Annotated in this window: 25 protein-coding genes and 1 pseudogene; 19 read left to right on the top strand and 7 right to left on the bottom strand. The window is 72.9% G+C overall.

What is annotated here, in order from left to right; genetic code table 11:
- Positions 1–151: 151 nt before the first annotated feature.
- On the bottom strand, positions 152–715 hold the full coding sequence (locus ACSLIC_RS00605) for a TetR/AcrR family transcriptional regulator (RefSeq protein ID WP_436735700.1): 564 nt from the start codon (positions 713–715) through the stop codon (positions 152–154).
- Positions 716–1,029: 314 nt separating this feature from the next.
- Between ACSLIC_RS00605 and ACSLIC_RS00600 the strand changes: the two genes are divergently transcribed.
- From ACSLIC_RS00600 to ACSLIC_RS00585, 4 genes are all read left to right on the top strand, one after another.
- The gene (locus ACSLIC_RS00600) at positions 1,030–2,100 is read left to right on the top strand and encodes an aldo/keto reductase (RefSeq protein ID WP_436735699.1); all 1,071 of its coding nucleotides are present in this window, start codon (positions 1,030–1,032) and stop codon (positions 2,098–2,100) included.
- Between the two features lie 113 nt (positions 2,101–2,213).
- Positions 2,214–2,393: a hypothetical protein gene (locus tag ACSLIC_RS00595; RefSeq protein ID WP_436735698.1), complete on the top strand. Its 180-nt coding sequence runs from the start codon at positions 2,214–2,216 to the stop codon at positions 2,391–2,393.
- A gap of 259 nt (positions 2,394–2,652) precedes the next feature.
- Positions 2,653–3,270, top strand: a complete 618-nt coding sequence (locus ACSLIC_RS00590) for a TetR/AcrR family transcriptional regulator (RefSeq protein WP_436735697.1) — start codon at positions 2,653–2,655, stop codon at positions 3,268–3,270.
- Positions 3,271–3,325: 55 nt separating this feature from the next.
- Complete coding sequence (locus tag ACSLIC_RS00585; protein ID WP_436735696.1) at positions 3,326–3,976, top strand: NAD(P)H-binding protein; 651 nt, start codon at positions 3,326–3,328, stop codon at positions 3,974–3,976.
- A gap of 797 nt (positions 3,977–4,773) precedes the next feature.
- Here the strand turns inward: ACSLIC_RS00585 and ACSLIC_RS00580 are convergent.
- The 3 genes from ACSLIC_RS00580 to ACSLIC_RS00570 form a co-directional block, all read right to left on the bottom strand.
- Positions 4,774–5,739, bottom strand: a complete 966-nt coding sequence (locus ACSLIC_RS00580) for a pirin family protein (protein WP_436735695.1) — start codon at positions 5,737–5,739, stop codon at positions 4,774–4,776.
- Between the two features lie 46 nt (positions 5,740–5,785).
- On the bottom strand, positions 5,786–6,883 hold the full coding sequence (locus ACSLIC_RS00575) for a type III polyketide synthase (protein WP_436735694.1): 1,098 nt from the start codon (positions 6,881–6,883) through the stop codon (positions 5,786–5,788).
- A gap of 88 nt (positions 6,884–6,971) precedes the next feature.
- Positions 6,972–8,195, bottom strand: coding sequence for a cytochrome P450 (locus ACSLIC_RS00570; protein ID WP_436735693.1), 1,224 nt, complete (start codon positions 8,193–8,195; stop codon positions 6,972–6,974).
- 363 nt (positions 8,196–8,558) lie between these two features.
- Here ACSLIC_RS00570 and ACSLIC_RS00565 point away from each other — a divergent pair, with 363 nt between their 5' ends.
- Genes ACSLIC_RS00565 through ACSLIC_RS00555 form a run of 3 tightly spaced genes read left to right on the top strand, consistent with a single transcriptional unit; the run spans position 8,559 to position 10,854 of the window.
- On the top strand, positions 8,559–9,242 hold the full coding sequence (locus ACSLIC_RS00565; protein WP_436735692.1) for an ABC transporter permease: 684 nt from the start codon (positions 8,559–8,561) through the stop codon (positions 9,240–9,242).
- Positions 9,239–9,910, top strand: coding sequence for an ABC transporter permease (locus ACSLIC_RS00560; RefSeq protein ID WP_436735691.1), 672 nt, complete (start codon positions 9,239–9,241; stop codon positions 9,908–9,910). Before ACSLIC_RS00565 ends, ACSLIC_RS00560 begins: the two co-directional genes overlap by 4 nt.
- Positions 9,910–10,854: an ABC transporter substrate-binding protein gene (locus ACSLIC_RS00555; RefSeq protein WP_436735690.1), complete on the top strand. Its 945-nt coding sequence runs from the start codon at positions 9,910–9,912 to the stop codon at positions 10,852–10,854. Before ACSLIC_RS00560 ends, ACSLIC_RS00555 begins: the two co-directional genes overlap by 1 nt.
- 15 nt (positions 10,855–10,869) lie before the next feature.
- On the opposite strand, the gene ACSLIC_RS00550 is transcribed toward ACSLIC_RS00555, so the two are convergent.
- The gene (locus tag ACSLIC_RS00550; RefSeq protein WP_436735689.1) at positions 10,870–12,033 is read right to left on the bottom strand and encodes an ATP-binding cassette domain-containing protein; all 1,164 of its coding nucleotides are present in this window, start codon (positions 12,031–12,033) and stop codon (positions 10,870–10,872) included.
- A 132-nt stretch (positions 12,034–12,165) separates the two neighbouring features.
- Here ACSLIC_RS00550 and ACSLIC_RS00545 point away from each other — a divergent pair, with 132 nt between their 5' ends.
- The 12 genes from ACSLIC_RS00545 to ACSLIC_RS00490 all read left to right on the top strand — a co-directional run bounded on the left by ACSLIC_RS00545 (position 12,166) and on the right by ACSLIC_RS00490 (position 24,034).
- The gene (locus tag ACSLIC_RS00545; protein ID WP_436735688.1) at positions 12,166–13,479 is read left to right on the top strand and encodes an alpha/beta fold hydrolase; all 1,314 of its coding nucleotides are present in this window, start codon (positions 12,166–12,168) and stop codon (positions 13,477–13,479) included.
- A gap of 51 nt (positions 13,480–13,530) precedes the next feature.
- Positions 13,531–14,262, top strand: a complete 732-nt coding sequence (locus ACSLIC_RS00540) for a PIG-L deacetylase family protein (RefSeq protein WP_436735687.1) — start codon at positions 13,531–13,533, stop codon at positions 14,260–14,262.
- A 64-nt stretch (positions 14,263–14,326) separates the two neighbouring features.
- The gene (locus tag ACSLIC_RS00535) at positions 14,327–14,962 is read left to right on the top strand and encodes a helix-turn-helix domain-containing protein (protein WP_436735686.1); all 636 of its coding nucleotides are present in this window, start codon (positions 14,327–14,329) and stop codon (positions 14,960–14,962) included.
- 164 nt (positions 14,963–15,126) lie between these two features.
- Positions 15,127–16,095 carry an NADPH:quinone oxidoreductase family protein gene (locus tag ACSLIC_RS00530; RefSeq protein ID WP_436735685.1) on the top strand — a complete coding sequence of 323 codons (969 nt, stop codon included), beginning with the start codon at positions 15,127–15,129 and terminating at the stop codon, positions 16,093–16,095.
- On the top strand, positions 16,092–17,276 hold the full coding sequence (locus tag ACSLIC_RS00525) for an acyl-CoA dehydrogenase family protein (protein WP_436735684.1): 1,185 nt from the start codon (positions 16,092–16,094) through the stop codon (positions 17,274–17,276). Before ACSLIC_RS00530 ends, ACSLIC_RS00525 begins: the two co-directional genes overlap by 4 nt.
- Positions 17,273–18,394, top strand: a complete 1,122-nt coding sequence (locus tag ACSLIC_RS00520) for an acyl-CoA dehydrogenase family protein (protein WP_436735683.1) — start codon at positions 17,273–17,275, stop codon at positions 18,392–18,394. Before ACSLIC_RS00525 ends, ACSLIC_RS00520 begins: the two co-directional genes overlap by 4 nt.
- Positions 18,395–18,547: 153 nt before the next feature.
- Positions 18,548–20,155: an ABC transporter substrate-binding protein gene (locus ACSLIC_RS00515; protein ID WP_436735682.1), complete on the top strand. Its 1,608-nt coding sequence runs from the start codon at positions 18,548–18,550 to the stop codon at positions 20,153–20,155.
- 32 nt (positions 20,156–20,187) lie between these two features.
- On the top strand, positions 20,188–21,153 hold the full coding sequence (locus ACSLIC_RS00510) for an ABC transporter permease (RefSeq protein ID WP_436735681.1): 966 nt from the start codon (positions 20,188–20,190) through the stop codon (positions 21,151–21,153).
- Positions 21,146–22,015 (top strand): ABC transporter permease, encoded by an 870-nt coding sequence (locus ACSLIC_RS00505; RefSeq protein WP_436735680.1) that lies wholly within the window; start codon positions 21,146–21,148, stop codon positions 22,013–22,015. Before ACSLIC_RS00510 ends, ACSLIC_RS00505 begins: the two co-directional genes overlap by 8 nt.
- Complete coding sequence (locus ACSLIC_RS00500) at positions 22,012–23,013, top strand: ABC transporter ATP-binding protein (protein WP_436735679.1); 1,002 nt, start codon at positions 22,012–22,014, stop codon at positions 23,011–23,013. The genes ACSLIC_RS00505 and ACSLIC_RS00500 overlap by 4 nt, the downstream gene beginning before the upstream one ends.
- Entirely contained in the window at positions 23,006–23,719 is a 714-nt protein-coding gene (locus ACSLIC_RS00495) for an ABC transporter ATP-binding protein (RefSeq protein ID WP_436735678.1), read from the top strand. Before ACSLIC_RS00500 ends, ACSLIC_RS00495 begins: the two co-directional genes overlap by 8 nt.
- A gap of 120 nt (positions 23,720–23,839) precedes the next feature.
- Positions 23,840–24,034 (top strand): hypothetical protein, encoded by a 195-nt coding sequence (locus tag ACSLIC_RS00490; protein WP_436735677.1) that lies wholly within the window; start codon positions 23,840–23,842, stop codon positions 24,032–24,034.
- Between the two features lie 379 nt (positions 24,035–24,413).
- Here the strand turns inward: ACSLIC_RS00490 and ACSLIC_RS00485 are convergent.
- A pseudogene (locus ACSLIC_RS00485) lies at positions 24,414–24,669 on the bottom strand (IS1380 family transposase); the annotation flags it as partial.
- 114 nt (positions 24,670–24,783) lie between these two features.
- Positions 24,784–25,407, bottom strand: a complete 624-nt coding sequence (locus tag ACSLIC_RS00480; RefSeq protein WP_436735676.1) for a TetR/AcrR family transcriptional regulator — start codon at positions 25,405–25,407, stop codon at positions 24,784–24,786.
- Positions 25,408–25,945 lie beyond the last annotated feature (538 nt).

Below are 25,945 nucleotides of genomic sequence, written 5' to 3'. Positions count from 1 at the left end.
CTCGATCACCGTGTGCTTGGCGGGGTTGTTCGGGGGAGGTGACGCGGGCCGGTGCGTGGCGCTGGCGGGGAACGGGGTCGACCGGACGGCTCGGTCGAGGCGAGGCCGCGCCGCTCGGTGAGGGCCGGCGCCTCGCCGAACCGCTGGCCGCTCAGCGGGATCTGAGGCCGTCGACGACGATGCGCAGCATGCTGTGCAGTTGGGGGCGCTGTTCGGGGGCGCCGGCCACGGAGAGCAGGCCGGCGAGGATGCCGCCCACGTCGGCCGGATCGATGCCCGAGCGCAGTTCTCCCGCGGCGGCGCCGGCGTCGAGCACCGTCCCGAGGATCTGCTGGACCTCGTCGCAGACCGGTCCGGTGCCGAAACGACCGGAAGCGCTCATGGCGACCAGGGCCTCGCAGATGCCGCGTCGTTCGCCGGCCCAGTCGGCGAATCGGAGCATCCACGTGTGGAGGGCCCGTGCGGGCGGCTCGGCGGCCAGCAGGGTGTGCGCATCGTCGCGCAAGGGGCGGATCTGGTCCCGGTAGACCTCCTCGACCAGATCCTCTCGGGTGGGGAAGTGCCGGTACAGGGTGGCGTTTCCGACTCCCGCGCGCTTGGCGATCGCATCCAGTGAGACCGGGCGCCCGGAGGAGAAGGCTTCGGCGGCGGTGGCGACCAACTGCTCGCGGTTGCGCCGCGCGTCGGCGCGCAGGGTGTGGCGTGGAGGTGTCATGACCTTCGCGATCGTGAGTGGCGGATGAGGCTGGGGAGCGAACCGGGGAAGTCCCCAGTTAGTGTACGGTGAGCCAATCGGGGAGGTCCCCGGTTGTGGGCGTCCCGCCTGCCGCTTCAGCGATGAACGGGTTGCGGGGTCGGCCTGGGAGCCGGGAAGGCGTCACCTTCCTCGCCTGCGGGTGCCGCCGTCCGCGGCGCAGGCCAAGGCGTTCCCGTGAGTGGCGGCCCTGTGCCACGCGCCGGAAACCCGTGCCAACCGGACATCCATCCGCACCTCTTGAACGCCGCGAACCACGACTGGAGGAGAACGCGATGCCGCTCACTCTCGACACCTACCGGCTGCTGGGCCGTTCCGGACTGCGCGTCTCACCGCTGGCGCTGGGCACGGCGACCTTCGGAACCGAGTGGGGCTGGGGCGCCGAGCGCGACGAGGCGCGCAAGCTCTTCGACCGCTACACCGAGCTCGGCGGCAACTTCTTCGACACCGCCAGCACCTACACCGACGGCAGCTCCGAGCGACTGCTCGGCGAGTTCACCCGTACCCGTCGCGACGAGATGGTGCTGGCGACGAAGTACTCGACGCTGCGTCAGCCTGGCGACCCGAATTCCGGGGGTACGCACCGCAAGAGCATGCTGGCGTCGGTGGAGGCCAGCATGCGGCGGCTGAACACGGACTACATCGATCTGCTCTACGTGAACGTATGGGACTTCAGAACGCCGGTGGAGGAGATCCTGCGCGGTCTGGACGACCTGGTGAGGCAGGGCAAGGTCCTGTACGTGGCGATCTCCAGCGCCCCGGCCTGGCAGGTGTCGCGCATGCAGGCGATCGCCGACCTGCGGGGCTGGTCGCCGCTGGTCGCGCTCGAGATCGAGTACAGCCTGATCGAGCGGACCGGGGAGCGTGACCTGATCCCCATGGCGCGCGAGATGGGGCTGGGCGTGGTTTCCTTCTCTCCGCTGGGCGGCGGGGTGCTCACGGGCAAGTACAGCCGGGAGGACCGGAATGCGGCGGGTCCCGTTGCCGGCGAAACCGCCGGCGATCGCAAGAGCCTCAACGTCGCCCTGGGGTGGGTCACCGACCGCAACCTCGCCATCGCCGACGTGGTGAAGGAGGTGGCCTCGGAGCTGGACCGCACGCCCGCCGAGGTCGCGCTGGCCTGGGCCCTGAACGCCCCTGGCGTGACGGCACCCATCATCGGCGCCCGCACCCTCGCGCAGTTGGAGGGCAACCTGGGTGCCCTGCGGGTAGACCTCGCTCCTTCCCAGCTGGCCCGCCTCGACGAGGTCAGCGCCATCGACCTCGGCAATCCGCACGACCTCCTCGCCGGCGACCACATCCGCACGGTCACCACGGGCGACATGAAGATCGAAGCGCGCGGCTGATCCACACCGCGAACCGCAGGCGGCGCGAAGGCCTCCGCCGCGAGATCCCGAGGCCGGGGCGGACTTCGTGGTCCTCGGGCCGTAGTCGGTGTAAACGGTGCGGCCGGACGGGCGTGTGCTCGACCGCGTGGTGGAAGAAGCGCACGCCGGAGAACGTGTGCGACGCCCCGTTCGGTGATGGCGGCGCGGAGGCCGGGCTGCTGCGGCGGAAGGCGCTGCTTGCCGTGGTCGACGCGTACGCGGTCCCCGAGGTGCTCGCGCCTGTCGTGCACGAGTACGGGTGGTGCTGGTGATGCGCATCCTGACCGGTTGTCTCGCGGGTGCGGCCGTGGGGCTGGCGATCGTCCATGCCGCCAGGCTCGCGCCGAGTGCGGGCGTCATCGGCGAGGCGTGTCGATCGTGCTCGGCGGCATCACCGTCAAGACTGCGGTGGCGCGTGTGCGATCAGCGGTTTCGGCGTGTGGTCGCGCAGATCTACCGCCCATAACCTACCGGTAGTAGGTTACTTCGAGTAGGTACTGCGGGCGGGTCAGCGAAGGAAGGAGTGGCGAAGTGAGCGAGCGCGAGTCGACGACAGCACCGCGGCGGGCGTCCCGGAGGCTCTCCAGAGCGGAGCGGCGCCGCCACCTGCTGGAGACCGCCCTCGTGATCGTGCGGGAGGAGGGAGCGGACCGTTTGACGCTCGGGCATCTGGCTTCCCGAGCCGAGATCTCGAAACCGGTCGCCTACGACCATTTCGGCACGCGGTCGGGCTTGCTGATCGACCTCTACCGATGGATCGACACCCAGCGGATCAATGTGTTCCGTGAGGGGTTGAGCGCCGGTGGGCGAACCCTCGCGGACACGGCGGAGATCCTCGCGGCGGCCTACGTCGCCTGCGCCGGCAACACGGGGGACGAGTTCCACGCGGTGGGCGCGGCACTGGCCGGCAGCGCGGAGAAGGCGGAGGTCTATCAGGAACTGCTGGATCAGAGCGTGCAGATGTTCGTGTCCGTCCTGGAGCCGTACGCCCAGATCTCCCGTTCTGAACTGGAGCGCCGCTGCGTCGGCCTGGTCGGAGCAGGAGAGGCGCTCTCAGCCGCACTGGTACGCCGCAGGCTCACCGAGGAGGCAGCCGTCCAGTCGTTCGCCTTGCTGATCAAGGGCGGTCTGCAGACGTCCGCCCGGTAACACGGCGCTGTTCCACCTCAGGTCCCATGCCCCTCAGGAAATCGGAGTCGACACCATGGACGTTTTCATCATCGGGCTCAGCGGCGGCGTGGGCTCGCTTCTCGCGCGGAACCTTCGGGCACGTGGAGACGGTGTCCACGGACTCGTCCGTCGCGAAGAGCAGAGAGCCGATCTGGCGTCGCAGGGTGCGGATGCCCGCGTCGGCGACCTCGCGACCATGACAGCGGGAGAGTTGGCGCCCCTCTTCGGCGCCTCGGATGCCGTGGTGTACAGCGCCGGTTCCAACGGAGGCGGCAGGGAGGTCACCGATGCCATCGACCGTCGAGGTGTGGTGAAGGCGATCGAGGCGGCCCGCCTTGCCGGCGTCCCACGGTTCGCCCTGGTGTCGGTGCTTCCCGAGGCCGGGCGCGGACAGGGCATGAGCGAGGAGGAGGAGTACTACTTCGCGGTCAAGAAGGAAGTGGACGTCGCCCTCACCCGAAGCGGCCTCAACTGGCTGATCCTGCGCCCGTCCATGCTGGACGACGGTCCGGGCACAGGGCTGGTGTCCCTGGGGCCGGCGGAGTTCCATGACGAGATCAGCCGCGAGAACGTCGCCGCGACCCTCGCCGAGCTCCTTCACGAACCCCGCATCGGCCGTCAGATCCTCGAACTGAACGCGGGGGTGACCCCCATTCGAGAAGCCGTCCAGGCGAACATCCGCTGAGCCGGGGGCCCGGAGCGGTGAGTGCCGGTGCCCTTCGCCATGGCCAAGCCCGGTCGGTTTCGGCAGGGCTCGTGCCCGATCCGGCTGATGAGCAGACACGGAGACCTGACCGGCCGACACCTGAGTCAGCATGGGGGCGGCGTCAGTCCGGCCGATGATGGCTGCGGGCGGCGGAGTTCCCGTCTCCACGTGCAGCAGGTTCTCCTCGGTGGAGAGGTTGGTGTGTGGGGGAACGTCGTTGGGCGGAAGCAGGAGGACATCGGTCAGGCGCGCGTGGAGTGATGAAGGGATCGAGGTCCGGTGTGGTGAACGAGTACGGCGGCGCTCCGCTGCTTGCTCCCCGTCCGCCGGCCGTTCCGCTCACGTCACGGGGCCGACCGCGCTGAAGGCGGCCCCGGGGCGGTGCTGCCGTGGGAGACGAGGCAAGCGGTGGGGTCGTGGGTGCCGTCTCCGCCGAGGGCGAGGGCCTGCCGGGGTGCGCCCGGCCCCGGCGCGGAGCAACTCCCCTCCGGACCGGGCGCCGATGCTCGCCACGATCGGTGGACAGGGTGACGCGTGTCCGTCCGGGGGCGGTCTGGAGGGTGGCCGAGTCCGTGACGGCCACGCCCTCGCCGAACAGTTCCTCGCCCCCGACCAGGATGGCGAAGGCCGTCCCGAGGACCACGGCTGGCGAACCTGCACCTCTGCGTGCAGAAGATCCCTCCCGGCGCAGGCGTGCGCCAAGGGCGTCACGCGAACGTGTGTGGGTCCGCCCTGACTGAACGGTGGTCCGTGTTTCGACGCGAGAACGTTCCAGCTCAGCGCGTGCGTCCCCGTGGTTTGAGGGCAACGGGCGGTAGTTGGGGGGCCGGTAGCGGAGCGCCGTCGTACCCGTTCACTTGGCCGAACCTCGACCCGTTCATCCAGTCCTCGCGCGCCTGGCTGATGTCCTCCTGGGTACGCCCGACGAAGTTCCACCACATGATCAGTTCCTCCTCGAACGGCTCGCCGCCCAGGAGCATGAAGGAGGCGTCGGAGTCGGCGCGCAGCGGCAGTTCGCGGCGTCCGCAGCCCAGGTAGAGCAGGGAGCCGGGAAGGAGCGGGACGCCGTCGGCGTGGAGGGCGCCGGACATGGTGAGGATGCCGTACTCGAAGTCGGGCTCCAGGGGGAGCCGGGTCTCGGCGCCCGCGGTGAGGGAGGCGTCGAGGCCGACCAGCGGTGAGTAGGTCGTACCGGGGGAGCGGGCGCCGTCCACCTCGCCGAGGACGACGGTGCCGGTGAGGCCGGGGGCGGTGACGACGGGCAGGTCCCCGTGGTGCTCGAAGTGCGGGTCGACGTGGCGGTGCGCGTCGGGCAGGGCGACCCAGAGCTGTGCGCCGTGCAGGAAGCGGGCGTGCGGGCGCGGGCTCTCCTCGGAGTGCGAGATGGCCCGGCCCGAGGTCATCAGGCCCAGCTCGCGCGGGCGGATCGTCTGGAGGCTGCCGGTCGAGTCCCGGTGCAGGACCTCGCCCTGGTGCAGCCAGCTGACGGTCTGGAGGCCGATGTGCGGGTGCGGCGGGACCTGCATGCCGGGCTCGTCGGCGATGTCGTCGGGGCCGTAGTGGTCGACGAAGGCCCACGCGCCGATCATCCGGCGGCCCAGGCTCGGCAGCAGCCGCCGGACCTCCGTCGACTCGCCGAGCTTCACCCGGCGCGGCGGCAGCAGTTCGCGTACGGGCTCGCCGAGGACGTCGCCCCGGCCGCCGCAGAGGGTGGGCACGGCCTCACGTTCCAGGTTGCTCATGACGCCAACCTAACCGTGGGCCGTGCCCGGCCGGAGAGCGCCCCGCTCAGTTCTGACGGTGGACCTCGGCGCTGGCCAGGGCGGCCGGGTGGTCCTGACCGGTGGCCCAGGTGCCCAGCGAGATCTCGGCGGTGATGCCCGGCCCGAAGCCGGCCAGCATGCCCCGGGCGCCCTCGGTGGCCTTGCCCGAGGCGAAGTAGCGGTCGAGGGCGTCCAGGACGACGCAGCTGGCGATGTTGCCGCGCTCGGTGAGCGTCGCCCGGCTCTGCGCGAACATCTGGGGCGGCAGCTCCAGGTGGGTGCAGAGGTCGTCGAGGATGCGGGGGCCGCCCGCGTGGATGATGTAGAAGTCCAGCTCGCCGACGTTCCACGAGTGCTCCGCGCAGAGCGCCTTCAGGGCGGGCGCCAGCATCGACATGGTGCCGGGCACCCGCTTGTCGAGCTGGAAGTGGAAACCCGTCTCCCGTACCGCGTACGAGATCCACTCCTCAGTGTCGGGCACCAGGTGGGAGCCGTTGCGCTCCAGGCCGAGCCCGGTGCCGCCCTCGCCGCGCACCACGACGGCGGCCACCGCGTCGCCGAACAGGCCGTTGGAGAGCAGCGAGCCGACGCCCAGGTCGGTGGGCTGGTACAGCAGGGAGCAGAACTCGCAGGCGACGATCAGGACGTTGCTGCCCGGGTAGGCGGTGGTGAAGTCGTGCGCCCGGTTGACGGCCGCGCCGCCGGCAGCGCAGCCCAGCTGGGCGATGGGGAGCTGGCGGGTGTCGGAGCGGAAGCCCAGCGAATTGATCATCCAGGCCGTCATCGACGGCATCATGAAGCCGGTGCACGAGACGTAGACGATCAGGTCGATGTCCTGCGCGGTCAGCTCCGCCTCGGCGAGCGCCTGATGGACGACCTGCGGGACGCGGGCCTTGGCCTCGCGCTCGTAGACCTTGTTGCGGGCCTCGAAGCCCGGGTGGGCGAGGGTCTCACCGATGGGCTGGACCAGGTGCCGGGTGGCGACACCGGTGTTGCGGATCAGCCGCAGCACCAGGCCGAGCTGGTCGTGGCCGGCGTGGGTGCTCCGGGCCAGGTCGAGGGTCTCCTCCATGGTGATGACGTGCGGCGGGACGGCAACGGCGGGACGGCAGAGAACGGCCATGGGATTCTCGTCATCTCTTCAGGGCGCGCGAACGCGTCTTGGGGGGCGCGAAGGCGCGGGGCCGCGCGAGCGCGAGGGGGGAACGGCGTCACCAGGTGACGGGCAGGGCGAGCGGGTAGCGCCAGATGGACGTGGCGTTCCACTCGACCTCCCCGGGCTCCACGGCGAGCGCCAGATCGGGGAAGCGGCGCAGTAGCGTGGAGAGGGCGATCTCCAGCTCCATCACCGCCAGCGGCGAGCCGAGGCAGTGGTGCGAGCCCCAGCCGAAGGTCATGTGCGGGACGGCGGGCCGGTCGAGATCGATCTCGTCGGGCCGCTCGAACTTCTCAGCGTCGCGGTTGGCGGTCAGGTACGAGACGTGCACGGTGTCCCCGGCGCGGATCAGGGCGCCGCCCAGCTCCACGTCCTCGGTGGCGATCCGGGGGATGCCCACGCCCTTGCGGAACGGGATGTGGCGCAGCAGCTCGTCCAGGACGCGTGGCAGCGAGCCCGGGTCGCGGCGCAGCCGCTCGCGGATGTCGTCGCGGGTCAGCAGCAGGTAGGAGATGTTGCCCAACTGGTAGGTGGTGGTGTCCTGCCCGGTGATGAGCAGCACCATCGCCATCACGGTCAACTCGTCCTCGCCGAGCGTCTCGCCGTCCTCGCGGGCGGTGGCGAGGGTACTGATCATGTCGGCGCCGGGGGAGCGGCGCCGCTCGGCGGTGAGCCGCGCGAAGTACTCCCGCAGCTCGCCCTTGGCGCGGACCGCCGCGTCCTTCCCGCCCGGCTTCATGTTCATCATGGTCATCGCGTGGGCCCGCAGCCAGTGCCGGTCGGCCTCCGGGATGTCCAGCACCTCGCAGATCGTCACCAGCGGCAGCGGCAGCGCCAGGTGGGCGAAGAGGTCGGTGGGCGAGCCGGTCCCGGCCATGCCGTCCAGCAGCCCGTCGACCACGGACCGGGTGCGACCGCGCATCCGCTCCAGGTGGCGCGGCGCGAACGACTGCCGCACCAGCCGCCGCAGCCTGCTGCTGTCCGGCGGGTCCATCAGGTTGATGGCGCCCGTCTGGACGATGGGCTCCGGGGTCATCCGGGGGAAGTCCTTGCCGGTGACGGCGTTGCGGCTGAACCTGCGGTCGGTGGTGACGGTACGCACGTCCTCGTACCGCGTCACCAGCCAGGCGTCGCCTTCCCCGTACGGCATCCGGACCCGGGTCACCCGCTCCTCGCTCCGCAGCATGCTCAGCAGCGCCGGGTCGAAGTCGAGGCCCTCGGCGAAGTCGAACGGGCAGGTCGGTACTGCGGGTACGGCGGGTACGGCTTCTGCGCTCACGGCGGCGGGCCCTTCTGTCGGTCCTGGATGTACTCACGCGGATCAGGCGTGTCCTTCTCGACACCGCACCGGGGGCGGGAGGGGTGTGCCACGCCGCGCCGGTGGCGATACCCGAGGTCCCACGGACAGCCGAACAACGCCATCTGGTCACGCCCTGGTGTACCCGTGCCGCGCCCGGAAAACCGGCGGTCAGGCCCAGCTCCCTCCCTCGGGTGAGCGCACCCCGGCACACCGCGCGCCACGCCGTGCGCCTCTGCGGGCGCGGGCTCCCGACGGCCTCGAACGCACGCCGGTGGCACGGCGAGGCACCCGCCCGGGCCAACCCGGGGCGCCGCCCTTCGCCGGGGGCGGTCCAATGGACCGATGAGCACGCCCGCGCCTGACGACTGCCTGGCCCGCAACACCTGGATCTGCGGCGAGTACCTGAGCACCCGCCGCGACATCCTCCTCGACGCCGTGCTCGAACACCTCCAGCTCACCGCCGTGCCCGTCGCTCTCGCGCTGGCACTCGCCGTGCCGCTGGCGGTGCTCGCCCGCCGCCGGCGCTGGCTGGCCGGCCCGGTGCTGGCCGTGACGACGATCCTCTACACCATCCCCTCGCTGGCGATGTTCTCGCTGCTGCTCCCGGTCTACGGACTCTCCGCGTCGCTGGTGGTCACCGGGCTCGTCCTGTACTCGCTGACGCTGCTGGTCCGCAACATCCTCGCCGGGCTGCGCGCCGTCCCCGAGGAGACCCGGCAGGCGGCGCGCGGCATGGGGTACGGGCCCGTGAGGCTGCTGCTCACCGTTGAGCTGCCGCTGGCGCTGCCCGCCGCCATGGCCGGGCTGCGGATCGCCACCGTCTCGGCCGTCTCCCTCGTCACCATCGGCGCCATCGTCGGCTTCGGCGGCCTCGGCAACCTCATCTACGCCGGGATGAACACGTACTTCAAGGCGCAGGTGCTCACCGCCTCCGTGCTCTGCGTGGCCATCGCCGTCGCCGCCGACCTGCTCCTCCTCGGCGTGCAGCGGCTCCTGACCCCCTGGACGAGGGCGGCCGGCCCGTGAGGACCGTCGCCGAAGCCTGGCGCTGGCTCACCGACCCCGCCCACTGGCCGGGCGACGGCGGCATCACCCAGCGGCTCACCGAGCACCTCGTCCTCACCGTCGTCTGCCTCGGCGTGAGCTGTCTGATCGCGCTGCCCGTCGCCCTGGTCCTCGGCCACCTCGGCAAGGGCGGCGCCCTCGCCGTCAACCTCGCCAACATCGGCCGTGCCGTGCCCACCTTCGCCGTCCTGGTCCTGCTCCTGCTCACCCCCGTCGGGCGCTGGGGCGAGGGCCCCACCGTCGTCGCCCTCGTCCTCTTCGCGATCCCACCGCTGCTCACCAACGCCTACGTCGGCATGCGCGGCGTCGACCGCGACACGGTCCGCGCCGCCCAGGGCATGGGGATGACGGGGCGCCAGGTGCTGACCGGTGTGGAACTGCCCCTCGCCCTGCCCATGATCATGACCGGTGTGCGGATCGCCGCCACCCAGCTCGTCGCCACCGCCACCATCGCCGCTCTCGCCGGAGGCGGCGGCCTCGGCCGGATCATCACCGCCGGGTTCAACCTCGCCAGCACCCCTCAGGTGGTCGCCGGAGCCGTCCTCGTCGCCGCCCTGGCCCTCCTCGTGGAAGGCGCCTTCGTCCTCGCCGACCGGCTCTCCCCGTACCGGGCCCGGGAGCGTGCCTGATGCGCGCCCGCGCCGTGCTCGCCGCGCTGCTGCTGACCGCCTGCGCCGCCTGTGCCACCGGGCCCGCCCTGGAGGACCAGGGCGAGGTCACCGCCCCGCCCGGGGACAGCTCGCGCCTGACCGTCGGCTCCGCCGGTTTCACCGAGTCCGACCTGCTCGCCCAGATGTACTCCCTGCTGCTGCGCCGGGCCGGCTACCGGACCGAGCTCATCACCGTCGCCAACCGCGAACTGTACGAACCGGCGCTGGAGAGCGGGCGCGTCGACGTCGTCCCCGAGTACGCGGCGACCTTCGCCGACTGGCTCAACGCCAAGGAGCACGGGCCCGAGGCCGAGCCCGTCGGCTCTCCCGACCGCGCCACCACCGTGCGGGCACTGCGCCGCCTCGCCGCGCCGCGCGGCCTCGCCGTCCTGGCTCCTGGCAGGGCCGTCGACCAGAACGCCTTCGCCGTCACCCGCGCGTTCGCCGCCGAGCACTCCCTGCGCACCCTCAGCGACCTGGGCGCCTCCGGCGTCCCGGTCCGCCTCGCGGCGGGCGACGAGTGCGTCTCGCGGCCGTACTGCCGACCGGGGCTGGAGAAGACGTACGGCATCGACGTCACCGCCGTCGACCCCAAGGGCGTCGGCACCACCCAGGCCAAGCGGGCGGTGCAGAGCGGCCAGGACCAGATGGTGCTCACCACCACGACCGACGCCACCCTCGACGCCTTCGGCCTGGTCCTGCTGGAGGACGACAAGAAGCTCCAGAACGCCGACGCCGTCGTCCCCGTCGTCAACCGTGCCCGCGCCGGGAGCGAGCGCGTCGCCCGCGCCCTGGACGCGCTCGCCCCGGTGCTGACCACCGCAGACCTCGCCGGCCTCAACCGGCAGGTCGACAGCTGGCGGCGGCTGCCCGAGGACGTGGCCCGCACCTACCTGAGGGAGAAGGGGCTGCTGAAGTCCTGACCCCGGGCCGCCGGCTCAGGCGTCCGTCACCGAGTCGAAGTCCACCTCGCGGCGCGGCACGCCCTTGGCGTCCGACTCCACCGAGCGGCGCAGCGCCTCGTGCAGCTTGGCGGGGGTCAGCACCCCGAGGAAGCGGTCCCCGTCCAGTACCGCCACCCACCCCGCGTCGTGCTGGAGCATCACCCCGAACGCCTGCTTCAGCGGCACCCCCACCGTCACCCACGCCCCCATCCGCCGGGCCAGCGCCCGCACCCGCCACCCCTCGGGCGCCGAGGCCAGTTCCTCCAGCCCCACCCAGCCGTGCAGGCTCCCCCCGGGGTCCAGCACCACCGCCCACCGGGCCCCGTGCTCCCGCAACCGGGCCGCGGCGCACCGGGCCTCCTCGTCCGTCCGCGCCACCGGAGGCTCCTCCACGTCGCCCGGCTCGACCGCGGTGACCGACAGCCGCTTCAGCCCCCGGTCGGCGCCGACGAACTCCGCGACGTAGCCGTCCGCGGGGCGGCCGAGCACCGCCGCCGGGGTGTCGTACTGCTCGATGCGGCCCCGGCCGTAGACGGCCATGCGGTCGCCGAGGCGGACCGCCTCCTCGATGTCGTGGGTGACCAGCAGCACCGTGGTGCCCAGCGAGCGCTGGATGGCGGTGAACTCGTTCTGCAGCCGCTCGCGCACCACCGGGTCGACCGCGCCGAACGGCTCGTCCATCAACAGCACCGGCGGGTCCGCCGCCAGTGCCCGCGCCACCCCCACCCGCTGCCGCTGCCCGCCCGAGAGCTGCGCCGGGTAGCGGCTCCCGAACTCCGCCGGGTCCAGCCCCACCAGCTCCAGCAGCTCCTTGGCCCGGGCCCGCGCCCGGCTCCGCCGCCACCCCGTCAGCGTCGGCACCGTCGCCGTGTTGTCCAGCACCGTGCGGTGCGGGAAGAGCCCGACGTGCTGGATGACGTAGCCGATGCGGCGCCGCAGGTGCACCGGGTCGAGGGCCATGACGTCCTCGCCGTCGACCAGGATGCGGCCCGAGGTCGGCTCGGTGAGGCGGTTGACCATCATCATCGTCGTCGTCTTGCCGCACCCCGACGGGCCTACCAGCGTTACCAGTTCACCCCGGCCCACCTCGAAGGAGAGCCCGTCGACCGCCACGGTGCCGTCCGGGTAGCGCTTGGAGACCTCCTCGAAGCGGATCATGGTGTTCAAGCTAGCCGCGCCCCGCCGCCCCCGCCGCCCGGTGGCACCCGTACGGCCCCCGGCGAGGGACCTGTGCTGAACTGGGCCCCGGGGGACCAGCCGCACCACCGCACCACCCGCAGGGGAGAGAACGTGACCGACACCCGCACCGCCGCCTACCGCCAGCCCGGCGTGGTCCTCACCGACCACCGCTTCAGCGTCCCCCTGGACCACGACGAGCCGGACGGCGAGCGGATCGAGCTGTACGGCCGCGAGGTGGTCGCCGCCGAACGGGAGGGCATGCCACTGCCCTGGCTCCTCTACCTCCAGGGCGGCCCCGGCTTCGGCGCCCACCGCCTCGTCGGCCGACCGCACTGGCTCGGCCGCGCGCTCACCGAGTTCCGGGTACTCCTCCTCGACCAGCGCGGCACCGGCGCCTCCACCCCCGCCAACCGCCAGACGCTCCCGCTCCGCGGCGGCCCCGAGGAACAGGCCGACTACCTCTCCCACTTCCGCGCCGACTCCATCGTCCGCGACTGCGAGGCGATCCGCCCCGGCCTCACCGGCGGCGCTCCCTGGACCGTCCTCGGCCAGAGCTTCGGCGGGTTCTGCACCGCCACCTACCTCTCCACCGCGCCGGAAGGTGTCGCCACCGCCCTGTTCACCGGCGGTCTGCCCTCCCTCGACGCCCACGCCGACGACGTCTACCGCGCCGCGTATCCGCGCGTCGCCCGCAAGAACGAGGCGCACTACACCCGCTACCCGCAGGACGCCGAACGCGCCCGCCGCATCGCCGCCCACCTGCTGGAGAAGCCGGTGGAACTTCCCGGCGGCCACCTCCTGACCGTTGAGGCGTTCCAGTCGCTCGGCATCCTGCTCGGCTCCGGCGACGGCAGCCACCACCTGCACTTCCTCCTGGAGGACGCCTTCGTCCGGGTCCCCGGCGGCCACGAACTCTCCGACGCCTTCCAGGAGCAGGTCCGCGCCCACCTCTCGTACGCCGCCAACCCCCTCTACGCCCTCCTCCACGAGGCCATCTACGCCCAGGACGAGCGGCCCACCGCCTGGTCGGCCGAGCGGGTGCGCGGGGAGTTCCCCGACTTCGACGCGGCCCGTGCCCTCGCCGGGGACCAGCCCGTCCTGTTCACCGGCGAGACCATCCACCCCTGGCAGTTCACCGCCGACCCCGCCCTGCGCCCGCTGCGCGAGACCGCCGCCCTCCTCGCCGCCCGCACCGACTGGACCCCGCTCTACGACGCCGGCCGGCTCGCCGCCAACAAGGTCCCCGCCGCAGCCGCCGTCTACCACGACGACATGTACGTCGACACCGCCGACTCGCTGCGCACCGCCGCCGCCATCCGCGGCCTGCGCCCCTGGATCACCAACGAGTACGAGCACGACGGCGTCCGCGCCGGCGGTCCGCGCGTCCTGGACCGCCTCCTCGCCCTCGCCCGCGACCGCGCCTGAGAGCGCCCGGGACAGGGCGCGCCGCCCGCCCGCTCGCCCTACGCTGGCCCCATGGCCGAACAGCTCGCCCCGATGCCCGAGGACTGGCAGCGCGCCCTCGCGGTCGTCGCCCACCCCGACGACCTGGAGTACGGCTGCGCGGCCGCCGTCGCCCACTGGACCGACGGCGGCCGCGAGGTCGCCTACCTCCTGGCGACGCGCGGCGAGGCCGGTATCGACAGCCTCGAACCCGCCATCAGCGGCCCCCTGCGCGAACAGGAGCAGCGCGCCTCCGCCGAGGTGGTCGGCGTCGGCGCCGTGGAGTTCCTCGACCACCGCGACGGCGTCATCGAGTACGGGCCCGCGCTGCGCCGGGAGATCGCCGCCGCCGTCCGCCGCCACCGCCCCGAACTCGTCATCACCCTCAACCACCGCGACACCTGGGGCGGCACCTCCCGCAACACCCCCGACCACGTCGCCGTCGGCCGCGCCGCCCTGGACGCCGCCGCCGACGCGGGCAACCGGTGGATCTTCCCCGAGCTGGGCGCCGAGGGCCTGGTCCCCTGGGACGGGGTCCGCTGGGTCGCCGTCTTCGGCAGCGACCGGCCCACCCACGCCGTGGACGCCAGACCCGGACTGGAGCGCGGCATCCAGTCCCTGCTGGCCCACCGCACCTACGTCGAGGCGCTCACCGAGGAGGACCCCGAGCAGTACTGCCGGAACCTGCTCACCGACGGCGTCCGGCAGGCCGCCGACCGCTTCGGCGGCAGACCCGCCGTCGCCTTCGAACTCTTCCCCCGCTGAGCCCCGGCCCGGCGGCTGCTTGCCGTACCGGCACGCCCGGTTGCCGATACGGCACCATGGCTCCATGAGCCCCCGCCCGCGCCGCCCCGCCCCGCCCGAGCCCACCCCGCCCCCGGCCGGTACCGACGCCGTCCTCGCCGGGGTCGGCCCGCGCCTGCGCGCCCTGCGCAAGGAGCGCGGCGCCACCCTCGCCGGGCTCTCCGCCGCCACCGGCATCTCGGTCAGCACCCTCTCCCGCCTGGAGTCCGGCAACCGCCGCCCCAGCCTCGAACTGCTGCTGCCCATCGCCGCCGCCCACGACGTCCCCCTCGACCGCCTGGTCGGCGCGCCTCCGGCGGGCGACCCGAGGGTCCGCCTGGACCCCATCGAACAGGGCAACCGCACCGTCATCCCGCTCAGCCGCCGCCCCGGCGGCCTCCAGGCGTTCAAGTGGGTGCTGCGCCCGGGGGAGCGGTGCGACCCCGCCGAGGAGCAGCGCACCCACGAGGGCTACGAGTGGCTGTACGTGATCTCCGGACGCCTGCGGCTGCTCCTGGGCGAGCACGACTTCGAACTCGGCGAGGGTGAGGCCGCCGAGTTCGACACCCGCATGCCGCACTGGTTCGGCGCCATCGGCGACCATCCGGCCGAGGTCCTCAGCCTCTTCGGCCCGCAGGGGGAGCGGATGCACGTACGGGCGCGGCCGAAGGCGGCGCGATGACGCGCCCTCCGTTCGGTGACCGATGGGCGAGAACGGTTCCCCTGGGCCAAGCGACCGCTTAGTATGCGCCGGGAGTCCGGTGTGCGCCGACCGCCGCCCCCTCCGGGGCGCGCGGTCCGTGCCGGACCCGGACGCCCGCGACACGTACCGCAGTGGAGGCCGCAATGCAGGCATGGCAAGTGCACCGGAACGGTGAGCCCCGCGAGGTGATGGCCCTCGCCGACACCGCCCGCCCCGAGCCGGGTCCCGGGCAGGTCCGCCTGAAGGTCCGGGCCGCCGACATCAACTTCCCCGACGCCCTGCTCTGCCGGGGCCGGTACCAGGTGCGCCCGCCGCTGCCGTTCACCCCGGGTGTGGAGATCTGCGGCGAGACCGAGGACGGGCGGCGGGTGATCGCCACCACCGCGCTGCCGCACGGCGGCTTCGCCGAGTACGCCCTCGCCGACGAGGCGGGGCTGCTGCCCGCCCCCGAGGCCCTGGACGACGCCGAGGCCGCCGCCCTGCACATCGGTTACCAGACCGGCTGGTTCGGCCTCCACCGCAGGGCTCACCTCCAGGCCGGCGAGACCCTCCTGGTGCACGCCGCCGCGGGAGGCGTCGGCAGCGCCGCCGTCCAGCTCGGCAAGGCCGCCGGCGCCCGGGTCATCGGCGTCGTCGGCGGCCCCGACAAGGCCCGCGTCGCCGAGGAACTCGGCTGCGACCTGGTCATCGACCGCTGCGAGGCCGACCTCGTCGCCGCCGTCAAGGAGGCCACCGGCGGCAAGGGCGCCGACGTCGTCTACGACCCGGTCGGCGGCGACGCCTACACCAAGTCCGCCAAGTGCGTCGCCTTCGAGGGGCGCATCGTCGTGGTCGGCTTCGCCAGCGGCACCATCCCCGCCCCCGCCCTGAACCACGCTCTGGTGAAGAACTACTCGATCCTCGGCCTCCACTGGGGCCTCTACGCCGTCAAGGACCCCGCCTCCATCGGCGCCTGCCACGCCGCCCTCACCGAACTCGCCGCCAAGGGCGGCATCAAGCCCCTGGTCAGCGGTCGCGTCCCGCTCGCCGACGCCGCCGACGCCGTCCAGCGCGTCGCCGACGGCAGCACCACCGGACGCCTGGTCGTCCTCCCCGAAGGAGTGGCCGGATGAGTGAGGCCGACGACCTGCGCGCCCGTACCCGCGCTCTGCTCGACGACCATCCGCCCGCCACCACCCCCCGGGCCGTTTTCCTCGCCGCCCGCTTCGACGCGGGGCTGGCCTGGGTCCACTACCCTCCCGGGCTCGGCGGTCGGGGTGCCGCGCGCAGCCTCCAGGCGGTCGTCGATGCCGAACTCGCCGCCGCCGGCGCCCCGGACAACGATCCCCGGCGGATCGGCATCGGCCTCGGCATGGCCGCGCCGACCATCCTCGCCCACGGCACCGAGGAGCAGAAGCGCCGCTTCCTGCGGCCGCTCTGGCTCGGCGAGGAGGTCTGGTGCCAGCTCTTCAGCGAACCGGGTGCCGGCTCCGACCTCGCCGCGCTCTCCACCCGCGCGGTCCTCGGCGAGGACGGCGTGTGGACCGTGAACGGCCAGAAGGTGTGGACCTCCAGCGCCCACCTCGCCCGCTGGGCCATCCTCATCGCCCGCACCGACCCCGAGCAGCCGAAGCACCGCGGCATCACCTACTTCCTCTGCGACATGACCGATCCCGGCGTCGAGGTCCGGCCGCTGCGGCAGATCACCGGCGAGGCCGAGTTCAACGAGGTCTTCCTCACCGGCGTCCGCATCCCCGACACGCACCGCCTCGGCGAGGCCGGCGACGGCTGGCAGGTCGCCCGCACGACGCTGATGAACGAGCGCGTCTCCATCGGCGGCAGCGCCGGACCGCGCGAGAGCGGCATGATCGCGCCGCTGGCCCGTACCTGGCGCGACCGCCCCGAGCTGCGCACCCACGCCCTGCACCAGCGGCTGATCCCGCTCTGGGTGGCGGCGGAGGTGGCCCGCCTCACCGGCGAACGCCTGCGCCAGCAGCTCGCCGTGGGGCAGCCGGGTCCCGAGGGCAGCGGCCTCAAGCTCTCCTTCGCCCGCCTCAACCAGCAGATCAGCGGCCTGGAGGTGGAACTCCTCGGCGACGAGGGCCTGCTGTACGACGACTGGACCATGCGCCGCCCCGAACTCGTCGACTTCACCGGCCGCGGCCCCGGCTACCGCTATCTGCGCTCCAAGGGCAACAGCATCGAGGGCGGGACCAGCGAGGTACTGCTGAACATCGTCGCCGAACGCGTCCTCGGGCTGCCCACCGAACCGCGCACCGACAAGGACGTCGCCTGGAAGGACCTGGCCCGATGAGCGCCGCACCCCGCCTGCTCGCCACCGAGACCGAGGACGACCTGCGTACCGCGGTCAGCTCCCTGCTCGCCACCCACTGCGCCCCCGACCGGGTGCTCGCCCGCGCCGAGAGCGGCACCGCGTACGACCGTGAGCTGTGGAAGACCCTCACCGGCTCCATGGGCCTGGCCGGACTGCTCGTCCCCGAGGCCGACGGCGGCCAGGGCGCCGGCCACCGGGAGGCCGCGGTCGTGGTGGAGGAACTGGGCCGCGCGGTGGCGCCGGTGCCCTACCTGACCGGCGCCGTCGTCACCCCGGCCGCGCTGCTCGCCCTCCCGGAGCGCACCGCCGAGGTGTCGGCCCTCCTCGCCGACGTGGCCGGCGGCGCGACCGTCGCCGTCCTCGCCGTGCCGCTCACCACCGCCCCCGGCGACCCGCTGCCGGAGGTCGCCACCGACGCCGGGGCCCTGCACGGCACCGTCCGCTCCGTCGCCGACGCCGCCGGGGCCGACGTGCTGCTGATCGCCGCCGACTCGGGCCTGTACGCCGTCCCCCGCGACGCGCCGGGCGTCACGGTCACCCCGCTCACCGCCCTCGACCTGACCCGTCCGCTCGCCGCCGTCCAGCTGGACGGCGCCCGGGGCGCGCTGCTCGCCCCGGCCGCCGACACCGCGTGCGCGGTCGCGGCCGGGCTCCTCGCCGGGGCCGCACTGCTGGCCAGCGAGCAGCTCGGCCTCGCCGAGTGGTGCCTCACCGAGACCGTCCGGCACCTGAAGGGCCGTCACCAGTTCAACCGGCCGCTCGGCTCCTTCCAGGCGCTCAAGCACCGTCTCGCCCAGCTCTGGTCGGACGTCTCGGGCATCCGCCCCGCCGCGACCGCCGCCGCCGACCTCCTCGCCACCGGCGAGGGCGGCCCCGCCGAGGCCGAACTCGCCGTCGCCGTCGCCCAGGTGTACGCCTCGCCCGTCGCCGTCCGCGCCGCCGAGGAGGCCTTGCAACTCCACGGCGGGACCGGCATGACCTGGGAACACCCCGTCCACCTCTACCTCAAGCGCGCCAAGGGCGACTCCGTCGCCTTCGGCGGCGCCGGGCGCCACGGCGAGGCCGTCGCCCGCCTCGCGGAGCTGCCCGCACCCTGACCGACCGCCACTTTCCACCCCGCTCACGCCCGGCCCACCGGAAATCCCAGGTGGTCCGGGCGTTCCGGTCTTCGTGCACCTGTTGCATAATTGCGCATCAGGTGCAATAGCCGAGGGCCTTCAGAAGGGTCCACGACCTGGGGTGGAATGCACATGACGAGCAGGACCGACCGCCGGCCCGTACGTCTGGCCGGAACCCTCGCCGCGGCCGCAGCCCTCATTCTCGCCGCCACCTCCTGCTCAGCGCCCGGTGGCGGCACCCATTCCAAGGGCTCCGCCGCCGGCGCCGTCGTCGTCGGCATCGCCTACGAACCGGACAGCCTCAGCCCGCTCCTCGGCTACGGCAAGGACGGCAACTCCAAGATCTTCGACGGGCTCCTCACCCACGACGAGAAGCTCGGCCTGAAGCCCGCCCTCGCCACCGCCCTCCCCGAGATCTCCGAGGACGGCCGCACCTACACCTTCCACCTGCGCGAGGGAGTCGCCTTCACCGACGGCAAGCCCTTCACCGCCCGCGACGTCGTCTTCACCTACGAGACCATCCTCGATCCGAGCACCAACAACGCCAGCCGCACCGAACTCGACGCCGTCGAGAGGATCGAGGCCAAGGGCGACCACACCGTCGTCTTCCACCTCAAGTACCCCTACGCGCCCTTCGCCGAGCGCGCCGTGCTGCCCATCGCCCCCGCCCATGTAGCCGGCGAACAGGACGTCAACACCGGCGGCTTCACCACCAAGCCGATCGGCACCGGACCCTACGAACTGGTCGAGTGGTCCAAGGGAGAGAAGCTCACCTTCAAGGCCAACCCCGACTACTGGGGCGGCGCGCCGAAGATCAAGAACCTCACCATGGCCATCGTCAAGGACGACGACGTACGCGCCACCCGGCTGCGCTCCGGTGACCTCGACGGCGCCATCCTCCCGCCCAACCTCGCCAAGGCGTTCAAGGACCGGTCCACCGCCACCTACGCCGCCAAGAGCTTCGACTACCGCGTCGTCACCCTGCCCACCGGCAACAAGGTCACCGGCGACACCGACATCCGCCGCGCCCTCGACCTCGCCGTCGACCGCGAGGCGATGGTCGCCTCCCTCCTCGACGGCGCAGGCAAGCCCGCCTACGGGCCCGTCCCCACCGACAGCCCCTGGTTCACCCAGGGCACCGAACGCGCCCACGACCCGAGGGCCGCCGCCGAACTCCTCGACGAGGCGGGCTGGACGAAGGGCAAGGACGGCGTCCGCAGCAAGAACGGCGTCCGCGCCTCCTTCCCGCTCTGGTACCTCTCCGGCGACAAGATCCGCCAGGACCACGCCCTCGCCTACGCCTCCGACGCCAAGAAGCTCGGCGTCGAGGTCGAGGTCCAGGCCGGCACCTGGGAGGTCATCCAGCCCCGGATGCCCAAGGACGCCGTCCTCGCCGGCGGCGGCTCCCCGGCCGACCCCGACTTCGACCAGTACACCCTGCTGAAGTCATCCCTCGCGGGGGACGGCTTCAACAACATGGCGCACTACGACAACCCGGCCGTCGACAAGGCCCTGGAGAAGGGCCGCCGCAGCGGCGACCGGGCCGAGCGCCAGGCCGCCTACGACACCGTCCAGCGCGAACTGGTGAAGAACCCCGGCTACACCTTCCTCACCCACATCGACCACCTCTACGTCGTCGACAAGCGCTTCGGCCCCCTCACCACCCAGGTCGAGCCGCACGACCACGGCCTCGCCTCCGGCCCGTGGTGGAACGTCGAGGACTGGAAGCCCGTCAAGTGACCAGGGCCCGGCCCGGACTGCCCTGGATGCCCATGGCACGCATGACCGGGCGGCGGCTGCTGTTCGCCGTCCCCGTCCTGCTGGCCGTCACCTTCGCCGTCTTCTCCGTCGCCGAGGCGTCCCCCTTCGACCCCGTCAAGGCGTACGCCGGGGCCGCGGGACTCACCGCCTCACAGGAGAACCTCGACCAGATCCGCGCCAACCTCGGCGTCGACCAGCCGCTCGCCCTCCGCTGGTGGGAGTGGATCACCGGCGCCGTCACCGGCGAGCTCGGCCACTCCGCCGTGATGCGCCAGCCCGTCGCCGACGTCATCGCCGAACGCGTCGGCTGGTCCGTGCTGCTGGCCGCCCTCGCCTTCGCGGCCGCCGTCCTCATCGGCACCGTGCTCGGCGTCCTCGCCGCCCGCCGCCGGGGCTCCCTCGTCGACCGGGCCGTCACCTCCCTCGCGTACACCCTGGAGGCGGCCCCCACCTTCTGGCTCGGCCTGCTCGCCGTCTGGTTCTTCGCGCTCCGGCTCGGCTGGCTCCCGGCCGGCGGCCTCACCGACACCGGCAGCACCACCGTCACCGGCGGGCAGCTCGCCACCCACGTGATCCTGCCCGCCGCCGTCCTCGCCGCCTCCCAGCTCCCGTGGTTCGCCCTCTACGTCCGCCAAGGTGTCGGCGACGCCCTCGACGAGGACCCCGTGCGCGGCGCCCGCGCCCGCGGCCTGTCCGAACACACCGTGCTCCTCGGCCACGCCCTGCGCTCCGGCCTGCTCCCCGTCCTCACCCTCATCGGCTCGCGCGTCCCCGAACTCATCACCGGCGCCCTGCTGGTGGAGACCGTCTTCAGCTGGCCCGGCATCGCCGCCGCCACCGTGCAGGCCGCCACCGCCGTGGACTTCCCGCTGCTCGCCGCCACCACCGTCCTCGCCACCGCCGCCGTCCTGCTCGGCAACCTCCTCGCCGACCTGCTGTACGGCCTCGCCGACCCGAGAGTGGGCTTCGATGGCTGACCTCGCCCTGCCCGCCGCCCCCGGCCGCGGCGCCCGCACCGCCCGGACCTGGAAACTGCGGATCAGCGCCACCCTCGTCGCGGGGTTCGTCCTCGCCGTCCTCCTCGTCCCGCCCCTGGTGGGCCTCGACGAACAGGCCGTCGACCTCGGCGCGAAACTCCTGCCGCCCTCCCTCGACCACCCCTTCGGCACCGACGACGTCGGCCGCGACCTGCTCCTGCGCTGCGTCTACGGCCTGCGGGTCTCGCTCCTCGTCGGCGTCGTCGCCGCCCTCGTCGCCACCGTCCTCGGGACCGTCGTCGGCGCGGCCGCCGGAGCCCTGGGCGGCTGGAGCGACCGGCTCGTCATGCGCTGCGTCGACGCCTTCTCCTCCGTCCCCCACCTACTCCTCGGCATCTTCATCGTCGCCCTCTTCCGCCCCGGGGCCTGGCCCGTCGTCGTCTCCGTCGGCCTCACCCACTGGGTCTCCACCGCCCGCATCGTCCGGGCCGAGATCCTCTCCCTGCGCTCGCGCCCCTACATCGACGCCGCCGTCTCCGGCGGCGCCTCCCGCCTGAGGCTCGCCCGCCGCCACCTGATCCCCGGCGTCCTTCCACAGGCCGGACTCGCCGCCGTCCTGATGGTCCCGCACGCCATCTGGCACGAATCGGCCCTCTCCTTCCTCGGTCTCGGCCTGCCCACCCATCAGGCCAGCCTCGGCACCCTCGTACAGAGCGCCCGCGGCACCCTGCTCACCGGGGACTGGTGGCCCACCCTCTTCCCCGGCCTGTTCATCATCGTGCCGACCCTCGCCGTCGCCGGGCTCGCCGGCGCCTGGCGCGAACGGCTCAACCCCCGGCGCCGATCGGAGCTGATGCTGTGACCGTCCTGTCCGTACGCGGACTCACCGTGCGGTTCCGGATGCGCGAGAGCGCCCCCGTCCGCGCCGTCACCGACGTCTCCTTCGACCTCGCGGCGGGGGAGTGCCTCGCCCTCGTCGGCGAGAGCGGCTGCGGCAAGTCCGTCCTCGCCTCCGCCCTCCTCGGCCTGCTCCCCGGCAACGCCGAGACCGCCGGGTCCGCCCTGCTCGCCGGGGCCGGCGACGAGCCCGCAACCGACCTGATCGCCGCCGACGAGGCCACCCTCGCCCGCACCGTCCGGGGCCGCCGCGTCGGCCTCGTCCCGCAGAGCCCCGCCGCCCACCTCACCCCGGTCCGCACCGTCCGCGCCCACCTCACCGAGACCGTCCGCCGCCTCACCGGCACCCGCGGCCGCGCCGCGCTGCGCACCGCCACCGAGGCCACCGCCGTCCGCGTCTCCTTCCCCGCCGACCACCTCGACCGGCACCCCCACGAACTCTCCGGCGGCCTCGCCCAGCGCGCCGCCACCGCCCTCGCCCTCGTCGGCGACGCCCCGCTGCTCCTCGCCGACGAACCCACCACCGGCCTCGACCGCGACCTGGTCGACCGCACCGTGGACGAACTCCGCCGCCACACCGGCTCCACCCGCGCCCTGCTGATGATCACCCACGACCTCGCCGCCGCCGCCCGTATCGCCGACCGGGTCGCCGTCATGTACGCCGGGCGCCTCGTCGAGATCGCCGGCGCCGACACCTTCTTCGGCGCCCCGGGCCCCCGCCACCCCTACGCACGCGGCCTGCTCGACGCCCTCCCCGAACGCGCCTTCCGCCCCGTCCCCGGACGCCCGCCCGAACTCGCCGCGCTGCCCGAAGGATGCGCCTTCGCGGCCCGCTGCGTCCGTGCCGACACCGCCTGCACGGTGCAGCCGCCCCTCACCGGCGGTCTCGCCTGCCACCATCCCCGCCCGGCGCCCGCCGACCCCGTCCGCCCGTTCCAGACCGCGGAGGCGCCCGGTGCTTGAACTCCGCTCCGTCACCGCGGGATACGACCGCCGTGCCCCCGTCGTCCATGACGCCACCCTCACCCTCGCGCCCGGCGAGGCCGTCGGACTCCTCGGCCCCAGCGGCTGCGGCAAGTCCACCCTCGCCCGTGTCGCCGCCCTGCTCCACCGGCCCGACTCCGGCCGCGTCGTCATCGACGGCCAACCCGCCCGGGGTTACCGCCACCGCGCCCCGCGCGAGCAGCGCACCGCCTTCGGCGTCGTCTTCCAGCAGCCCCGCCAGTCCGCCGACCCCCGCCTGCGCCTCACCGACCTCATCGCCGAACCCCTGCGCGCCACCGGCCGCTCCGAGGGCGCCGCCGACCGTGCCGCCGAGCTGGCCGAAACGGTCGGCCTCGGCGCCGACCTGCTCGGCCGCCGCCCCCACGAGGTCAGCGACGGCCAGCTCCAACGAGCGTGCCTCGCACGTGCGTTGATCCTCCGTCCGCGCTACCTCATCTGTGACGAGATGACCGCGATGCTCGACGCCTCGACCACCGCCGCCCTGGTCGGTGTCGTCGAGGTGTACCGCCGGGAGACCGGTACCGGCCTGCTCGCCGTCGGGCACGACCGGGTGCTGCTCGACCGCTGGTGCGACCGCACCATCGACTGGGCCGAACTCGGCACCCGAGGAGCAGACTTGACGGCCGTCAAGCCCGCGCCGGGCCGGTCACCCTCGGTGCGCTGATCTGTCACGCATCGTCAGTCACCCGGACGGCGGCCATGCCGTTCGCCTGCCCGCCGCTCACCGCGCGCCACACTGGCCGCCGACAGCCACGGAGTCGGCGTGGCGGTGAGGAGACTTCCGATGGCGATTACCGTTTCCGTGGCGCTGCTGCTCCTGATCCTGGCGGTGGTCTTCATCCGCAACGGCGGACTGAAGACCTCGCACGCGATCATCTGCGTCCTCCTCGGCTTCCTGCTCGCCGGAACCTCCGCCGCCCCGACCATCCACCACACGCTGGTCTCCACCGCCAACATGATCAACGGTGTGGGCCGGTAGACCGCGGCACGCCGGCGCGGTGCGGGGGCCGGGGCCCCGGGGCGCACGATGCCTCGCACGCCCGGCGGCGCACCGCCGTAGCGGCCCCGAGGGCGGCCGTCGCGGCCGGTGAACCCGAAGCACTCGCCGCAACGGCGTCGCCGGAGGCCGGGTTGGCCGGCGCCGAGACGCAGCCCCCTGCCCGAGCCGGGAGGTGGGAGCGAGACCCGCCCCGCCCGACAGCCCGGCGGGGCCGCCCCGCGCCGCGGAGTCCGGCCCCGTGACTCGTGTGCGGCCACCTCCGCGGGCGGTGTGCCCGGCCGGTGGTGTTGGTGGCGAAGCGCGTACTCCGCATGCCGCCCGCTTCCGTGATCCTCGATGGGGCGCCGGGACGGGGCCGTTCCCTGCGGATCAACGTCCGCCGCCCTCGCCGGTACTTCTTCGGCAGCTGAGCCAGGGCCGTCTGGGCGGTGGCGATGTGGTCGGCGGCCGTGTTCGAGCCCGCGTTGCCCGGTCTGAGGGGAGCGGCAACAGGTTCTCCGGTCCCGCCCGGGCCGTGGTCGACGAAGGCCGTCAGGAGGTGATGGCCGTGGGTTCTGCTTTTCCCAGGTTGCGGCCGCGTCCTCCTTGTCCGAGTGCGCGATCACGAGGACGGCGCCTTGGTAAGTGCCTGAGTGCGGATCGCGCAGCTTGGGCGGAGCATCGTGAGGCGGCAGGGGGCACCAGCTCACGCGACGACTTCCCGCTGCGCGTCAGCTCGCCGAGGTGCCCTATTCCGTCGGACTGATCGAGGAGAGGAACTCCTCGAACACGTCCTCCATCGTGAAGTCGCCCTTCCCGTAGAGCCACTGCAGCTCCAGGCCGTCGAGCATGGCCCCGAACGTGTACGCGAGGGCGCGCGGGCTCATTGACGTGTTCAGGTGGCCACGGGCAGCCATCTCCTCGAAGCGCGCTTCGTAGTACGTGCGGAAGAACTGATACCGCTCGCGGAAGTAGTCGTGTGCAGGATGGTCCGGATTCGTGGCCTCTGCTGACAAAGAGGCATGGAGGGCGGCGAGGCCCGGTTCCAGTTCGTTGGCCACGACGGCTGCGAGCAGCGACCGCACGGTGTTCTCAGGGGTCTCCCCGAGGCGTTCGAGGGCGGCCTGCCAGGCCACGGTGTTGCGGTCGTCGCGGTACTGCAGCACGGCGACCAGGAGTGACTCCTTGGTGGGGAAGTGATGCAGCAAGCCTGTGTGGCTCATCCCGGCACGGGCTGCGATGTCCTTCATCGTGGCGCCGTAGAAGCCTGACTGACCGAACGCCTCGATGCAGGCGTCGACAACCCGCTGACGGATCGCTGCGCTCTTGGCGTACCGCTTGCGCGGCGGCGTCCCTTCCTCGGCGGGGGTCATCTGGGCCCTTCTTCCTGCACGTTCGGTATCGATCAGGCGTCCCGCTCGGAGCTTACCGCAAGCAAGTCGAATCGCGTTTCGAGTTTCCGTGGTAGCGTGGCCCGCGAAAGTCGAATCACGATTCGAGATTGAGACTCCCGGCTGGACGAAGGGGTTCCGTTGGCTGGTACCGATCAGGCTGGTGGCCGGTCCTGGAAGAACCGCCGACACCGGTCGGTGCGTAAGCCGGCCAGCGGGCCCGGTGTTCCGTGCGCGGAGGCCGACGCCCCCAGGAGGGGGGTGGTCAACGCCCGTGATGCGGGTCGGGGAGAGGTTCGGTGTTTCCGGGGGGCCGGCTCGCGAACTTTCTGGTGCGGGCCCCAGTGTGTTCTCGCTCGCCACCAAGATCGGCGAGCTTGCCCCGGTCGGCTGGTGCTCTCCCGAACCCCGTCGGGGCGCGCGGCGACCGCGCACAGTCGCTGTTCGGTTGTCGCCTTCCCCGCTTTCTCCGGGGGCCGAAGGCGACGTGGCGGTGAACCCCACCGCGATCGCGACGCGG

This window comes from Streptomyces sp. BBFR102 (assembly GCF_051397025.1).
Lineage (GTDB): Bacteria > Actinomycetota > Actinomycetes > Streptomycetales > Streptomycetaceae > Streptomyces.
This window is presented reverse-complemented; position numbering and strand designations above follow the sequence as displayed.

What these genes read in the sequence shown, in the direction of transcription:
- ACSLIC_RS00555 (WP_436735690.1), top strand. Translation starts at nt 9,910, where the DNA reads ATGCGCGCCCGCGCCGTGCTCGCCGCGCTGCTGCTGACCGCCTGCGCC.
- ACSLIC_RS00530 (WP_436735685.1), top strand. Translation starts at nt 15,127, where the DNA reads ATGCAGGCATGGCAAGTGCACCGGAACGGTGAGCCCCGCGAGGTGATG.
- ACSLIC_RS00580 (WP_436735695.1), bottom strand. Translation starts at nt 5,739, where the DNA reads ATGAGCAACCTGGAACGTGAGGCCGTGCCCACCCTCTGCGGCGGCCGG.
- ACSLIC_RS00510 (WP_436735681.1), top strand. Translation starts at nt 20,188, where the DNA reads ATGGCACGCATGACCGGGCGGCGGCTGCTGTTCGCCGTCCCCGTCCTG.
- ACSLIC_RS00505 (WP_436735680.1), top strand. Translation starts at nt 21,146, where the DNA reads ATGGCTGACCTCGCCCTGCCCGCCGCCCCCGGCCGCGGCGCCCGCACC.
- ACSLIC_RS00585 (WP_436735696.1), top strand. Translation starts at nt 3,326, where the DNA reads ATGGACGTTTTCATCATCGGGCTCAGCGGCGGCGTGGGCTCGCTTCTC.
- ACSLIC_RS00515 (WP_436735682.1), top strand. Translation starts at nt 18,548, where the DNA reads ATGACGAGCAGGACCGACCGCCGGCCCGTACGTCTGGCCGGAACCCTC.
- ACSLIC_RS00520 (WP_436735683.1), top strand. Translation starts at nt 17,273, where the DNA reads ATGAGCGCCGCACCCCGCCTGCTCGCCACCGAGACCGAGGACGACCTG.
- ACSLIC_RS00540 (WP_436735687.1), top strand. Translation starts at nt 13,531, where the DNA reads ATGGCCGAACAGCTCGCCCCGATGCCCGAGGACTGGCAGCGCGCCCTC.
- ACSLIC_RS00490 (WP_436735677.1), top strand. Translation starts at nt 23,840, where the DNA reads ATGGCGATTACCGTTTCCGTGGCGCTGCTGCTCCTGATCCTGGCGGTG.
- ACSLIC_RS00575 (WP_436735694.1), bottom strand. Translation starts at nt 6,883, where the DNA reads ATGGCCGTTCTCTGCCGTCCCGCCGTTGCCGTCCCGCCGCACGTCATC.
- ACSLIC_RS00525 (WP_436735684.1), top strand. Translation starts at nt 16,092, where the DNA reads ATGAGTGAGGCCGACGACCTGCGCGCCCGTACCCGCGCTCTGCTCGAC.
- ACSLIC_RS00550 (WP_436735689.1), bottom strand. Translation starts at nt 12,033, where the DNA reads ATGATCCGCTTCGAGGAGGTCTCCAAGCGCTACCCGGACGGCACCGTG.
- ACSLIC_RS00600 (WP_436735699.1), top strand. Translation starts at nt 1,030, where the DNA reads ATGCCGCTCACTCTCGACACCTACCGGCTGCTGGGCCGTTCCGGACTG.
- ACSLIC_RS00480 (WP_436735676.1), bottom strand. Translation starts at nt 25,407, where the DNA reads ATGACCCCCGCCGAGGAAGGGACGCCGCCGCGCAAGCGGTACGCCAAG.
- ACSLIC_RS00535 (WP_436735686.1), top strand. Translation starts at nt 14,327, where the DNA reads ATGAGCCCCCGCCCGCGCCGCCCCGCCCCGCCCGAGCCCACCCCGCCC.
- ACSLIC_RS00565 (WP_436735692.1), top strand. Translation starts at nt 8,559, where the DNA reads ATGAGCACGCCCGCGCCTGACGACTGCCTGGCCCGCAACACCTGGATC.
- ACSLIC_RS00605 (WP_436735700.1), bottom strand. Translation starts at nt 715, where the DNA reads ATGACACCTCCACGCCACACCCTGCGCGCCGACGCGCGGCGCAACCGC.